Below are 13,304 nucleotides of genomic sequence, written 5' to 3' on the forward strand. Positions count from 1 at the left end.
ACTTGGATTGCATTAGAATTGAAGCAGATGCGATTGCGGAAGCACAAAGGAATATTACTTTTGCTTTAAACTCATGTGATTCTTTGGTAACTCTATCAATTACTTTAACACCTATAGCTTTTTTTGTATCAGCATTATAAATAATTTCATGAACTATTGAATCTGGCCTTAAGGTTAAATTCCCAGTTGCTTCTGCTGCAGGTAAAGTGGACGAAAGGCTGCTGAAGTAACCTCCAAAAGGACATCCACGAATGCAACGATTTCTAAACTGACATTTAGTTCTTCCATCAAAATTCTTGGTACCAGTTATATGCGCAACACGTCCAATAGTAACGGGTCTATCTTCAAATCCTGCTTTTACTTGTTCTTTAAAGTGTTCTTCAACGCAATTTAAATCCATTTGAGGTAAAAAGTTGCTATCAGGTAATTGTGGAAGGTTTAGCGCTTCACCGCTAACTCCAATATAATCTTCCACTTTAGCATACCAAGGTGCAATGTCTTTATATCGTACTGGCCAATCAACGGCAATACCTTCATTTTTATTCGCCCCAAAATCTATATCACTCCAGCGATAACTTTGACGACCCCATTGTAATGAACGTCCACCAACGTGGTAACCACGCATCCAGTCAAAACGTCTTATTTCATTATAAGGGTGTTCTAAATCATTCACAAACCACATTTTATTAGCGGCATTAGTAGTATAGCCAGTTCTATTTTGTTTTTCTTGTTTGGCTATATCTGCTTGGGTTGGTTTGCCTGCATTTGGAAAATCCCAAGGATCCATGTTAGCGGTTTCATAATCATCAATATGTTTAACCATTCTGCCGCGCTCTAACACAAGGGTTTTTAAACCGTTTTCGCAGAGTTCTTTTGCTGCCCATCCTCCACTTATACCTGAGCCAACTACAATTGCATCATAAGACTCCTGTACTTCGTTGTAATAGAAATTATTCATGTATAAATTGTTTATCGTCTAAATTTATTAAATATTAAATTAAATTTCTACATTTAAACCTTAACTCTTTTGAATATATAGCAATTTGTAGCTAGTTTTAGAGGAGAATTCAAGGAGATTTAATAATATAGTAGTTTCCTCAAATATAAATTTTATTCACATTGTAAATTATTATGAAAGCAAAGAACTTATTTAGATTAAATTCTATTATCGCGTTGGCGTTAATAGCGACTATTACATACTCATGTAAAGAGAAAAAGAAAGAGGCTGAAGCAGCAGCTGTAGAAGAAGTTAGTGAAGAAGCTACAGGTCCCTTTTTTCAGTTATCGTTGGCGCAATGGTCTATTCATAATATGATTAGAGAAGATAAAGTGGATCCATACACTTTTGCTGAAAAGGCAAAGAAATGGGGTTTTACAGGTTTAGAATATGTAAGTCAGTTATATCCTGCAGATTTAGAAGATAATGAATATTCGCCTGAAGCAATGGCGGCGTTTGTTGAAAAATCTAATGCTGAAGCCAAGAAGCATGGTATGCAGAATGTATTAATAATGATTGATGGACAGGGGAATCTAGCGGTAAGTGATAAAGCTGAACGTGATGCTGCAGTAGAACGGCATCATAAATGGGTTGATGCGGCCGCAGCAATGGGTTGTCATGCAATTCGTGTTAATTTAAATGGTGAATCGGATCCAGTAAAATGGCATGCCAATTCGGTTGATGGTTTAACTAAACTAGCAACGTACGCTAAAACTAAGAATATTGAAATTTTAGTTGAAAATCATGGTGGACTATCTTCAAACGGAGCAATGCACGCAGCGGTTATGGAAGAAGTAAATATGGATAATTGCGGAAGCCTACCTGATTTTGGTAATTTTTGTATTACTAGAAAAAAAGATAGCTGGGACTGTGCGGAAATGTATGATATATACAAAGGTGTAACTGAATTAATGCCACACGCAATGGCTGTAAGTGCTAAGTCGAATGACTTTGATGAGAATGGGAATGAAGTAAATATTGATTACAAAAAAATGCTTCAAATTGTGAAAGATGCTGGATACACAGGCTTTATTGGCGTGGAATATGAGGGTAAAGATTTAAGTGAAGAAGAAGGTATAATTGCTACAAAAGATTTAATGTTGAAAGTGGCTAAAGAATTAAAATAGGATAAAAAATGTATAGTGTAATGAAGGTTTGCCTTTATTAAATTTACTTTAGTAGACAAATTCATATAAGTGCACAACTTATTTCCCCTGATGAGGAACTACAGAAGTTAAAATGTGATTGGTAGATGAAAGTCTTTTTTAATCAGCTTTTTGATTATAATTTTTATTGTAATAAAAAAATAATTGAATTGTGTGCAGGAGAATCGGATGTGTCTGAAAAAACTATTGAGTTGTTTTCACATATTTTAAATGCGCATCACATCTGGAATTCGAGAATAATAGGTAAACAACCTGAGTTTGATGTATGGCAAATTCATACTATAACTTCATGGAATGATATTCATTATGACAATCAAAGGTCTACATTCGAAATTACTTCGAATGTAGATGATTTTGACAAAAGAATTGATTACGAAAATTCGAAAGGACGTTTATTTGCCAATAACGTGAAAGATATTTTATTCCATATCCTTAATCATTCTACCCATCATAGAGGACAAATTTCAATGAATTTAAGAGCAAATAATATAGAACCCATGCCTTTAGATTATGTTTTTTATAAACGTTAAATAATTAATTATGAACCCGAAAATTAGGGTGCAACTTTCTATAATGATGTTCCTTGAGTTTTTTATTTGGGGAGGCTGGTTCGTTACTCTAGGTTCTTATTTAAGTAATAATTTAAATGCTACGGGGGTTGAAACGGGAATGGCGTTTTCAACACAATCGTGGGGCGCTATTATTGCACCATTTATAGTGGGTTTAATTGCTGATCGTTATTTTAATGCAGAAAAAATACTTGGAATATTACATATTATAGGGGCATTGCTAATGTATCAAATGTCGCAAGCAACTGAGTTTAGTTTTTTCTATCCTTATGTACTGGGTTATATGATTTTATATATGCCGACTATAGCTTTGGTAAATTCAATTTCTTTTAGGCAATTAACTAATCCTAGTAAAGAATTTCCATTTGTTCGGGTTTTTGGTACAGCGGGGTGGATAATTGCAGGTTGGGTTATTAGTTTTGGTTTTCAGTGGGATTCTATAGAGAATATTGGGCAAGGAGCCTTGTCGAATACTTTTTTAATGGTGGCAATAGCATCGGGAATTCTTGGCTTGTTTAGTTTTACGTTGCCAAAAACTCCACCTACAGCTAAGCGTGATGGTAAAATAAGTATTTCTGATATTCTTGGTCTGGATGCATTAAAGTTGTTGCGAGATCGAAATTTTTTAATTTTCTTTCTTTCATCCATATTGATATGTATTCCATTAGCATTTTATTATCAAAATTTAAGTTTGTTTTTAACAGAATATAAAGTTGAAAATTCTACAACATGGGCAACCTTAGGACAAGTATCGGAAGTAATGTTTATGTTGTTGTTGCCTTTTTTTTTCAAACAATATGGGTTTAAGAAAACGATACTTTTTGGAATGTTAGCCTGGGGAGTACGCTATGTTTTATTTGCTTTTGGCGATGCTGGCGATTTATTCTTTATGTTAATCTTAGGGATAGGGTTGCATGGTATTTGCTATGATTTTTTCTTTGTCTCTGGACAAATCTATACAGATTCCAAAGCTGGTGAAAAAGTAAAAAGCGCAGCTCAAGGTTTAATAACTTTGGCTACATACGGAGTGGGAATGCTAATAGGATATTGGGTTGCTGGTATAATTTCTGATGAGTTTTTAATTTCGGAAAATGTACATAGCTGGAAAGAAATATGGATTTTCCCCGCGATTTTTGCAGGAGCAGTTTTTGTGATATTTTTGTTTTTCTTTAAAAACGAAGAGATAGAATACAATTGATTATTTATAACATTAATATTTAAGTATTATGCCAAAGAAAATAAGGTTAGGAGTTTTAGGAGGAGGCGGAGATTCTCTAATAGGAGTTTTACATAGAGTTGCTTCTCAAATAAATGATAATTATGAAATAGTAGGTGCTTGCTTCAATCCGGATTTTAAAGCTAATAAGGCATTTGCCCGTGAAATAGATGTTCCATTAAACAGAATTTACGAAGATTTTGATACGTTAGTGGAAGAAGAGTTAAAGTTGCCGGAAGATGAAAGAATACAAGTTTGTTCTATTTTAACTCCTAATTTCTTGCATTTCCCGATGGCTAAGAAATTGCTCGATAACGGTTTTAGTGTTATATGTGAAAAACCGATGACGACTTCACTAGAGGAAGCAAAAATTCTTCAAAAAGCACATAAGAAATCAGGAAAAGTTTTTGCTTTAACACATACGTATACTGGATATCCTATGGTGCGTCAAATGCGCGAAATGATTAAATCTGGTGCTTTAGGAAAAATACATAAAGTTGATGCTAAGTACTATCAAGGTTGGATTAATACTATTATTCATGATAAGAAAAAACGTTCTTCTGTGTGGAGACTAGATCCTAAAAAAGCAGGGATTAGCTCTTGTATGGGTGACATCGGAGTACATGCTTTTAACTTAGTAGAATATACTACAGGTTTAAAAGTGAAGTCTATACTTTGTGATTTTAATTATTTGTACAAGGATAATAAAATGGATATAGATGGCACGGTTTTAATTCGTATGGATGACCATGTAAAAGGTGTAATACGAAGTAGTCAAGTTGCTACTGGTGACGAAAATGGATTAGCTATTTCAATTTACGGAGAAAAAGCGTCCTTGCATTGGGAACAAGAAGATCCAAATTTCTTGTATGTAAAGAGTGATACTCAGCCAATGCAGGTATATAAACCAGGACATGCTTATAATTCTAAGCTATCTTTAAATGGAACGAAATTACCAGCGGGTCACCCTGAGGGAATTTTCGATTCTATGGCTAATATTTATTTAGGAGCTGCAAAGGCAATTAGAGGTAGAAAGTACAACGATGGTGAATTTCCAACGATGGAAGATGGTGTTCGCGGTATGAGCTTTATTGAAGCTACTGTGGAATCTAATAAGAATAATAATACTTGGGTGAAGTTGGTAAAATAACTTCAGTAATCGTATAAATTAAAAAGCCTGCTTATCCATTGATTAGCAGGCCTTTTATATTTTATCTAACTTGTCTGATTATTTTTTCCGTTCAAAAACTTTTTTGAAAGTTTGGCAAACAACAATCATACTTTCGCGAGGTACACGTTCAAATTCTGCCAATTCTCGGGTGTAATAATCCCAATGCGTTTTTTTCCAATAAGCTAAAGATTTGTCACCCTCACCCTCAATTTGTGCATATTCTTCGTCGATACTAAAAAAAGGTTTAAGCACAACCTTAGTGGTTTCAACAATACATTGCGCCTCACCGGCCCAATTAGTTACAACAGTAAAATCGCCTATTTTAGGCAGTCTTTCATTTCTATGTTGTAATCCTAATAAAGAGTCTGTTGTTGCTTTTTTAATTCCATCTTTCACTAATTGAGCACATTGATTAGCATCGTGTTCGTTATCGCAAAAGAGTATGGTTTTAGGTGCTTCGTGAAAGACATCCTCAAGGTGATTTTTTAAATAATCTCCCCACATGTTATTAGCTGATGTGTTTTCCATGAAATCTAAACGTATTGTATTTGTTTAATATTGTCAGTAATACTTGTCATAAACCTATTTTTCCTGCTATTTATGCGAATTTACCAGCCTTTAATTGTTGGGCTGCATGTTCCGCTGCTCTTGCGGTAAATGCCATATAAGTTAATGATGGATTTACGCAACTAGAAGAGGTCATAAATGCTCCATCCGTAACATAAACATTTGGAACTAAATGAACTTGATTGTGTTTGTTTACAATCGAAGTCTCTGCGCTGTGCCCCATTCTTGCTCCACCCATTTCATGAATTCCTAGTCCGGGATAAGAAGATTCCTCGTATGGTTGAACATTTTTAAAACCTGCAGCCTTAAACATTTCAACAATATCAGTCACCATATCTTTTCGCATATTGTGCTCATTCTCTTTAAATTCAACATCAAAATCAAGTTGAGGTAAGCCCCACTTATCTTTTTCAGTTTTACTTAATGTCACCCTGTTATCATCATGCGGTAAAAACTCGCCAAATCCAGTAACTCCTATGGTCCATTTACCTGGCTTTAATATTTCTTCTTTCAAATCTTTGCCATAGCCCATTTCTGCTACAGCTTCAGACCAAGAACTTCTACTGGCAGATCCCTGATAACCAAAGCCACGCAAATATCCTTTTCTTTTAGTTTTTTCATCTAGGTTTGCAAATCGAGGAATATAAAATCCATTTGCTCGCCTTCCTTTATAATATTTGTCTAGATACCCATCTACTTGTGCATAAGCTCCTAATTTATAATGATGATCCATTAATCCACGACCCAATGCATCGGAATCGTTACCCAATCCGTTAGGAAATCGCTCAGATTTTGATTGCAACAAAATTCCAACAGATGCCATTGCTGATGCACACAAGAATATAATTTTAGCTTTGAATTCTAGCTTTTCGTGAGTTTCAGTATCAATTACACGAACACCTGTTGCCATTTTAGTTTTATCATCATAGATAACTTCATGAACAATTGAATTTGGTCTCAATGTCATGTTTCCTGTTCTTTCGGCAGCCGGTAAGGTTGAAGAATTACTGCTAAAATAACCTCCAAATGGACAGCCTCGTCTACAACGGTCTCTATTTTGGCATTGCGTTCTTCCCTCTATTTTGGCATCGGGATCGGTAATATGAGCCGTTCTGCCAATGGTAACTAATCGCCCGTCATCGAATTTTTCTGAAACAGATTCTTTAAAATTTTCTTCCACACAATTGAGTTTCATTGGTGGTTGAAATTTGCCATCGGGTAGTTGTTTTAATCCTAATTTTTGGCCACTGACACCTATATATTCTTCCACCTTGTCATACCATGGTGAAATATCTTTGTAACGAACAGGCCAATCAATACTAACACCTTCTTTTTTATTAGCGCTAAAATCAATATCGCTCCATCTATAACTTTGTCTTCCCCAAGTTATCGAACGCCCACCTACATGATAACCCCGTATCCAATCAAAACGTTTGGTTTGTACATAAGGATGCTCCAAGTCGTTTACAAAAAAGTGCTTATCTGTATTGTCTGGGGCCCAATTTAATCGATGTTGAATATGATAATTTTTTTGATCCTCCTTAGAAAGGCGAGTTTTTAGTGGGTCATCCCATGGGTCGTCATTCATAGTAGGGTAGTCCTTAATATGTTCTACCATTCTACCTCGTTCTAAGACTAAAGTTTTAAGACCTTTTTCGCATAATTCTTTGGCTGCCCATCCGCCACTAATTCCAGTTCCTACCACAATGGCATCATACTGCTCATCTAGATTCATAAATTTATTGTATTAATTCTGATGGTTTTCCTATATTTATATCTTCTCAAAGAAAAAGAAGTTTGGATATTTTTCAAATCTAAATATAGGGTTTATTCCTAAAAACAGCACAATAAAACCAAATTCAACTAACATAATAGAATTAATTATATATGAAGACAATTAAAGGTCCTGGCGTATTTTTGGCGCAATTTGTAGATGATAAGGCTCCATTCAATTCATTAGATGGAATATGTAAATGGGCATCAGATTTGGGGTATAAAGGCATTCAAATACCTACTTGGGTAGATTTTTTAATAGATCTAGATAAGGCCGCTGAGAGTCAAGATTACTGCGATGAATTGAAAGGCAAGGTTAATTCTTATGGTTTAGAAATAACAGAACTTTCTACGCATTTGCAGGGCCAATTAGTGGCTGTACATCCAGCATATGATTTAATGTTTGATAATTTTGCACCTGATAGTGTAAAAAACAACCCAAAGGCGAGGACCGAATGGGCTGTAGATGTGGTTAAAAAAGCAGCTACAGCAAGTAGAAGGTTGGGTCTTAAAGCGCATGCTACATTTTCTGGAGCTTTGTTATGGCACACATGGCATCCATGGCCACAAAGACCGGCAGGTTTAGTGGAAATGGGATTTGAAGAACTAGCAAAAAGATGGATGCCTATTTTAAATCATTTTGATGAAGAAGGCGTGGATGTTTGTTATGAAATACATCCTGGTGAAGATTTACATGATGGTGATACCTTTGAGCGATTTTTAGAAGCAACCGGAAATCATAAACGTGTAAATATACTGTATGACCCAAGTCATTTTGTATTACAACAACTGGATTATATTGAATATATAGATCATTATCATGAGTTTATTAAGTCGTTTCATGTAAAAGATTCTGAGTTTAATCCAACAGGTAAGAAGGGAGCTTTTGGTGGATATAATGATTGGGGTGATCGTGCTGGAAGATATCGCTCTTTAGGTGATGGTCAGATTGACTTCAAAACCATATTCTCAAAATTAACGCAGTATGGTTGTGATGTTTGGGCAGTTATGGAATGGGAGTGCTGTATAAAAAGTCCTGAACAAGGTGCTCGAGAAGGTGCTATTTTCATTCAAGATCATATTATTGAAGCTACAGAAAAGACTTTCGATGATTTTGCTGGAACAGCAGTAGATAAAGAGATGTTAAAGAAAATATTAGGAACATAAATAAAACAATTCATGAAAAAATTAATAGTAACGGTTTTACTAATCTTTGTAAGTATTTCCTGTAAAGAAAAAGCTGAAAAAGCAGTTGATGAAGGGAATGTGGCAGTAGATTCTGAGCAACCTAAGTCTGAATGGATCACATTATTCGATGGCACTTCCTTAGATGCATGGCAGGCTTATATGGGAGGCGATGTGCCTGCCAGTTGGAAAATTGAAGATGGAGCAATGGTTTTTATTCCACCAACCGATGAAGAACGCAAAGATGAGAATGGTAAAAAGCAAAGTTTTAATCTGGTTTCTAAACAAGCATTTACAAGTTTTCAACTGTCTTTAGATTGGAAAATTTCTGAAGCTGGTAACGGAGGTATTTTCTGGGGCATTGTTGAAGATGCTAAATATAGTCAGCCTTATCATTCAGCTTTAGAAATTCAAATTCTTGATAATGATAAGCATCCGGATGGTAAGAATGGAACATCGCATCAAGCCGGGGCTTTATATGATTTAGTTTCACCATCTGAAGAAGCTACAAAACCCGTAGGCGAGTGGAATACTGCCGTAATTACTATAAATCATAATACAAACAAAGGATCATCTGTATTAAATGGAATAGAAGTTGCGACTTTTCCTGTGCATGGCATAGAATTAGATTCTTTGCTTAAAGGGTCTAAATTTGATGGTTGGGATGGTTTTGCGAAAGCTAAAACAGGTAAAATAGGTCTGCAGGATCATGGCAATGTTGTAGCCTTTAAGAATATTAAAATTAAAGAACTTTAATATTTATTTGCCTAAAATCAGTTGTTTGAAATGCCAATGAATATCAAGAGCAAGGAGCTAATTTTGGCTATCTTTGTTGAAAATAATAGCTGTCTATGATTCAGTCAATGACCGGTTTTGGGAAACATGTAGCCCAACTGCCTTCAAAAAAGATTACTGTAGAACTTAAATCTTTAAACAGTAAAAATCTTGATTTAAATGCTCGTATGCCGCAGGCTTATCGTGCTAAAGAATTGGATTTACGTAAGGTGATTGCTAGTTCTTTAGTGCGCGGAAAAATAGATTTTAGCTTATATGTAGAATTAACAGGAGCAGAAACTTCAGCGGTTGTAAATGAAGAAGTAGTAAAGCAATATATGCAACAACTTAAGTCTATTGCAGATGGAGATGATATTCATTTGTTAGAAATGGCTTTGCGATTACCGGATTCTATGAAAACCGAACGTGAAGATTTAGATGATGAAGATTTTGCAGTTATTCAATCAGTTTTAAAGGAAGCGTTATTAGAGATAAATATATTTAGATCAGAAGAAGGAAAAGTTCTTGAAACCGATTTTATTAATCGCATAAAGAATATTGAAAGTCTTTTACAAGAGGTTATAAAAATTGATGTTGATCGAATTGATACTATTCGAGAACGCTTAGAAAAAGCGATGGCTGATTTACAAGCTGAGGTTGATGCTAATCGATTTGAACAAGAATTAATATACTACCTCGAAAAGTATGATATCACTGAAGAAAAAGTGAGATTGGCAAATCATTTAGAGTACTTTTCTAGTACTCTAAATTCTGCCGATTCTAATGGTAAAAAGCTAGGATTTATTAGTCAAGAAATAGGCAGGGAAATCAATACTATTGGTTCTAAAGCCAATTATGCTCCTTTGCAACAAGTAGTGGTGCAAATGAAAGACGAATTAGAAAAGATTAAAGAACAAATGCTAAACGTACTTTAATGAAAGGTGGTAAGCTCTTAGTGTTTTCGGCACCCTCTGGTAGTGGTAAAACTACGATAGTAAGGCATTTATTAAACCAGCCAGAACTTAATTTAGCATTTTCAGTTTCAGCTACTTCAAGGCCGCGAAGAGTAAAAGAAAAGCACGGCGAGCATTATTATTTTATTTCTATTTCAGAATTTAAAAATCATATTAAAAATGACGATTTCTTAGAATGGGAAGAAGTATATAGAGATAATTTTTATGGCACGCTCAAAACTGAAGTTGAACGACTTTGGGCAGAAGGAAAAAATGTAATTTTTGATATTGATGTTGTAGGTGGGTTACGAATAAAAAAGAAATTCCCCGACCAAACATTAGCTGTTTTTGTAAAGCCGCCTAGTGTTGATGAATTGAAAATACGGTTAAAAAAACGTAGTACTGAAAGTGAGGATAAAATTAATATGCGAATTGCCAAAGCTTCAGTAGAGTTGGCTACAGCGCCTCAATTCGATAAAATCATCAAGAACTATGATCTTGATGTAGCTTTACAAGAGGCGAAACAATTAGTCTTAGATTTTATTCAAGAACCTAAATCGGCATCAAAAGACTAGAAGTGAAGAAGGTTGGACTTTATTTTGGAACCTTTAATCCAATACATATTGGTCATTTAGTGATTGCCAATCATATGGTTGAGTTTTCTGAGTTAGATGAAGTTTGGTTTGTAATAACACCTCAAAGTCCGTTTAAAGTAAAGCAGTCGCTTTTAAAAGATAATCATCGCTATCAAATGGTTTCAGAAGCCGTTAAGGATTATACCAAATTAAAACCATCTAAAATTGAATTTGGACTGCCGCAACCTAATTATACAGTGCATACTTTGGCACATTTAACAGAGAAATATGGCAATTCTTACGAATTCTGTCTTATCATGGGAGAAGACAATTTAAAAGGGCTACACAAATGGAAAAATTATGAGGTTATTCTAGAAAACCATAAGTTGTTTGTTTATCCGAGAATATCTGAAGGAAAAATAGAACATCGTTTTAAAGGACATCCTAAAATTAATAAAGTGAATGCTCCTATTATGGAAATATCTTCAACTTTTATTCGTAAAAACCATAAGGCAGGTAATAATATTAGGCCATTATTACCAGAGGCCGTGTGGGAATATTTAGATGAGATGAATTTCTATAGGTCATAGAAATAGCTCATTCAATTCTTATTAAAATTCATTCCATTGGAATTCTTGTAAACCGTATTTTCTTGTAATCATCAGTTTCGTAGATAACGCCTAAATTATTTTTGTCTAATTGCACTAAATCTGAATATGCTGCATAACCTTTGTGAACTTTAAAAAGTGTTTTCCAAGTTTTAGAATTGTCTGTACTTGACATTATAATTAGATTCTCACGTTTATTGAAAGTTGAAGGTGTTGAAAATAAGAGTAATTCTTCTTTGCCTCGCCAACTCAATAATGCAGATTGCACAACTGGACTGGGAAATTTATTAGATTCTATAATTGCAGTTTCGAAACTTTCTCCTCCGTCTAAACTGAATACTTCACCTCTATTTTTTACAGGTGAACCTCCATGTTGATCTCTGGTATTTACATAAATGCTGCCGTCAGGTAATTCAGCTATCGTTGTTTCATTGGCTTGTATATCATCCGTTAAATTAGTGTCTTCTGCTCCAATTTGCCATGTGTTGCCCGAATCATCGGAATAAATTAACGCAATACAATAGGCTTTTTTTCCTTTTTCGATGCTATTTGCTATAGGCACTACTAATCTACCTTTGTGGCTTCCGTTTTTTAGTTCAATACCATGTACTGGACCAATAGCATGCCACCGCCAATGTTTGCGTTTTACGGTGCGTGTTATGTTTTTTATGGGAGCCCATGTCACGCCTTCATCGGTTGTGAAGGTCATAAAGGCCATACGCTCATCTTTTAACTCATAATCTTTATTTAAAATATTATGTTCACTCATTGAAGTAGTATTGAACAGGAATACAATTTTGTTTTCATGCTCCACATGAATGGGTACAGGGTTTTGAACTGCCATTGTATCTAAATCATAAAGCACTTTCATAGGCTGCCAGGTTTTACCATGGTCTATAGATTTTCTGTAAACTATGTCTATATCACCGAAATCACTTGTAGAATTTTTACGTCCTTCTGCAAATGCGATTAAGGTGTTTTTTGTTTGAATTATTGTGGGTATTCTAAAAGCATGATATCCATTCATCCCTGAGTAATAAGGTATAGATGTACGTGAAGAATCCTTAGAAATATTAGTTTCAAAAGAAACGTCTGTTTTTTGGGCTAAACACGTGAATGTTGTGCAAACAATAATTAAACTAGATAGAAAGAAATTTTTGAGTGCTTTTATATGCTTCATTATACGAATGTTCTTAAAAGATCAATAATCCTTTGAAGATATAAAATACTGGTATATTGAGGAATTTTAAGAACCTTTTTCTAACACCTTTTCAGCCCAAGAAAAAGCACTATCAATATTGTCAAATACTCCTATTGGTTTTGCAATGAATAGTTTTTCTAAAGTAACTAGCATGCGTCGATATTTGTTATTAGAGACTATAGCAAAGCCTTTAAAATTTGGAAACATTTCAATAACCTCCTTGTAGCCCATAGTGTCTGCAGAATAGGAGTTCAAACGATGAGATATATAAATAATTGGCTTATAATCCCCGTAAATTTTTTGGCAAAGATATATTGGCTCAATAGCATTTTCTTTGGTTACATGAACACCTTCGTCAAATTCGCCTACCACAATATTAGTGTAAAAAAGGAATGTTCCTATATTTAATTTGTGTTTCGCAATAAGTTGCTGAGTTGTACTTGGTATAATCTCCATGATGTAAAAAATGCCCAGCGAAATATACAATAATCCATAGGATAGTAATTAAAAAACCCTTGTTTTATTTGTAGGTATCGAGAATAATGGCAT

At 34.6% G+C, this 13,304-nt stretch carries 14 protein-coding genes; 9 read left to right on the plus strand and 5 right to left on the minus strand.

Features of this window, described 5'->3' with window-relative positions; translation table 11 throughout:
• On the minus strand, nucleotides 1–958 hold a 958-nt coding region (locus tag ABJF52_RS08605), incomplete at its 3' end, for a GMC family oxidoreductase (protein ID WP_348149091.1).
• Between the two features lie 173 nt (nucleotides 959–1,131).
• Here ABJF52_RS08605 and ABJF52_RS08610 point away from each other — a divergent pair.
• The 4 genes from ABJF52_RS08610 (at nucleotide 1,132) to ABJF52_RS08625 (ending at nucleotide 5,098) form a co-directional block, all read left to right on the plus strand.
• A complete protein-coding gene (locus ABJF52_RS08610; protein WP_348149093.1) occupies nucleotides 1,132–2,124 on the plus strand; it encodes a sugar phosphate isomerase/epimerase family protein in 993 nt (330 codons plus the stop codon).
• A gap of 125 nt (nucleotides 2,125–2,249) precedes the next feature.
• Entirely contained in the window at nucleotides 2,250–2,693 is a 444-nt protein-coding gene (locus ABJF52_RS08615; protein WP_348149095.1) for a DinB family protein, read from the plus strand.
• Between the two features lie 10 nt (nucleotides 2,694–2,703).
• Nucleotides 2,704–3,930, plus strand: a complete 1,227-nt coding sequence (locus tag ABJF52_RS08620) for a nucleoside permease (RefSeq protein WP_348149097.1) — start codon at nucleotides 2,704–2,706, stop codon at nucleotides 3,928–3,930.
• Nucleotides 3,931–3,958: 28 nt separating this feature from the next.
• Entirely contained in the window at nucleotides 3,959–5,098 is a 1,140-nt protein-coding gene (locus ABJF52_RS08625) for a Gfo/Idh/MocA family oxidoreductase (RefSeq protein WP_348149099.1), read from the plus strand.
• Nucleotides 5,099–5,176: 78 nt separating this feature from the next.
• On the opposite strand, the gene ABJF52_RS08630 is transcribed toward ABJF52_RS08625, so the two are convergent.
• Together ABJF52_RS08630 and ABJF52_RS08635 are read right to left on the minus strand one after the other, a co-directional pair.
• Complete coding sequence (locus ABJF52_RS08630; protein WP_348149101.1) at nucleotides 5,177–5,647, minus strand: ASCH domain-containing protein; 471 nt, start codon at nucleotides 5,645–5,647, stop codon at nucleotides 5,177–5,179.
• Between the two features lie 70 nt (nucleotides 5,648–5,717).
• Nucleotides 5,718–7,421, minus strand: a complete 1,704-nt coding sequence (locus ABJF52_RS08635) for a GMC family oxidoreductase (RefSeq protein WP_348149103.1) — start codon at nucleotides 7,419–7,421, stop codon at nucleotides 5,718–5,720.
• Nucleotides 7,422–7,573: 152 nt separating this feature from the next.
• On the opposite strand from ABJF52_RS08635, the gene ABJF52_RS08640 reads away from it, so the two are divergent.
• The 5 genes from ABJF52_RS08640 (at nucleotide 7,574) to nadD (ending at nucleotide 11,536) form a co-directional block, all read left to right on the plus strand.
• Nucleotides 7,574–8,626: a sugar phosphate isomerase/epimerase gene (locus ABJF52_RS08640; protein ID WP_348149105.1), complete on the plus strand. Its 1,053-nt coding sequence runs from the start codon at nucleotides 7,574–7,576 to the stop codon at nucleotides 8,624–8,626.
• A gap of 12 nt (nucleotides 8,627–8,638) precedes the next feature.
• Nucleotides 8,639–9,400, plus strand: a complete 762-nt coding sequence (locus ABJF52_RS08645) for a DUF1080 domain-containing protein (RefSeq protein WP_348149107.1) — start codon at nucleotides 8,639–8,641, stop codon at nucleotides 9,398–9,400.
• A gap of 95 nt (nucleotides 9,401–9,495) precedes the next feature.
• Nucleotides 9,496–10,353, plus strand: a complete 858-nt coding sequence (locus tag ABJF52_RS08650; RefSeq protein WP_348149109.1) for a YicC/YloC family endoribonuclease — start codon at nucleotides 9,496–9,498, stop codon at nucleotides 10,351–10,353.
• Nucleotides 10,353–10,946 carry a guanylate kinase gene (gmk, locus tag ABJF52_RS08655; RefSeq protein WP_348149111.1) on the plus strand — a complete coding sequence of 198 codons (594 nt, stop codon included), beginning with the start codon at nucleotides 10,353–10,355 and terminating at the stop codon, nucleotides 10,944–10,946. The genes ABJF52_RS08650 and gmk overlap by 1 nt, the downstream gene beginning before the upstream one ends.
• A gap of 2 nt (nucleotides 10,947–10,948) precedes the next feature.
• Nucleotides 10,949–11,536 (plus strand): nicotinate (nicotinamide) nucleotide adenylyltransferase, encoded by a 588-nt coding sequence (gene nadD / locus ABJF52_RS08660; protein WP_348149113.1) that lies wholly within the window; start codon nucleotides 10,949–10,951, stop codon nucleotides 11,534–11,536.
• A gap of 28 nt (nucleotides 11,537–11,564) precedes the next feature.
• Here nadD and ABJF52_RS08665 read toward each other — a convergent pair whose 3' ends face one another.
• Complete coding sequence (locus tag ABJF52_RS08665; RefSeq protein WP_348149114.1) at nucleotides 11,565–12,734, minus strand: sialidase family protein; 1,170 nt, start codon at nucleotides 12,732–12,734, stop codon at nucleotides 11,565–11,567.
• A gap of 66 nt (nucleotides 12,735–12,800) precedes the next feature.
• On the minus strand, nucleotides 12,801–13,211 hold the full coding sequence (locus ABJF52_RS08670; RefSeq protein ID WP_348149116.1) for a hypothetical protein: 411 nt from the start codon (nucleotides 13,209–13,211) through the stop codon (nucleotides 12,801–12,803).
• Nucleotides 13,212–13,304: the final 93 nt, after the last annotated feature.

The organism is Aurantibacter sp. (genome assembly GCF_039941195.1).
In the GTDB taxonomy this organism is placed as follows: Bacteria; Bacteroidota; Bacteroidia; order Flavobacteriales; family Flavobacteriaceae; genus Aurantibacter_A.

Coding starts and splice junctions, on each gene's coding strand:
- ABJF52_RS08670 (WP_348149116.1), bottom strand. CDS start 13,211: ATGGAGATTATACCAAGTACAACTCAGCAACTTATTGCGAAACACAAA.
- ABJF52_RS08635 (WP_348149103.1), bottom strand. CDS start 7,421: ATGAATCTAGATGAGCAGTATGATGCCATTGTGGTAGGAACTGGAATT.
- ABJF52_RS08640 (WP_348149105.1), top strand. CDS start 7,574: ATGAAGACAATTAAAGGTCCTGGCGTATTTTTGGCGCAATTTGTAGAT.
- ABJF52_RS08645 (WP_348149107.1), top strand. CDS start 8,639: ATGAAAAAATTAATAGTAACGGTTTTACTAATCTTTGTAAGTATTTCC.
- ABJF52_RS08610 (WP_348149093.1), top strand. CDS start 1,132: ATGAAAGCAAAGAACTTATTTAGATTAAATTCTATTATCGCGTTGGCG.
- ABJF52_RS08630 (WP_348149101.1), bottom strand. CDS start 5,647: ATGGAAAACACATCAGCTAATAACATGTGGGGAGATTATTTAAAAAAT.
- ABJF52_RS08620 (WP_348149097.1), top strand. CDS start 2,704: ATGAACCCGAAAATTAGGGTGCAACTTTCTATAATGATGTTCCTTGAG.
- gmk (WP_348149111.1), top strand. CDS start 10,353: ATGAAAGGTGGTAAGCTCTTAGTGTTTTCGGCACCCTCTGGTAGTGGT.
- ABJF52_RS08650 (WP_348149109.1), top strand. CDS start 9,496: ATGATTCAGTCAATGACCGGTTTTGGGAAACATGTAGCCCAACTGCCT.
- ABJF52_RS08615 (WP_348149095.1), top strand. CDS start 2,250: ATGAAAGTCTTTTTTAATCAGCTTTTTGATTATAATTTTTATTGTAAT.
- ABJF52_RS08625 (WP_348149099.1), top strand. CDS start 3,959: ATGCCAAAGAAAATAAGGTTAGGAGTTTTAGGAGGAGGCGGAGATTCT.
- ABJF52_RS08665 (WP_348149114.1), bottom strand. CDS start 12,734: ATGAAGCATATAAAAGCACTCAAAAATTTCTTTCTATCTAGTTTAATT.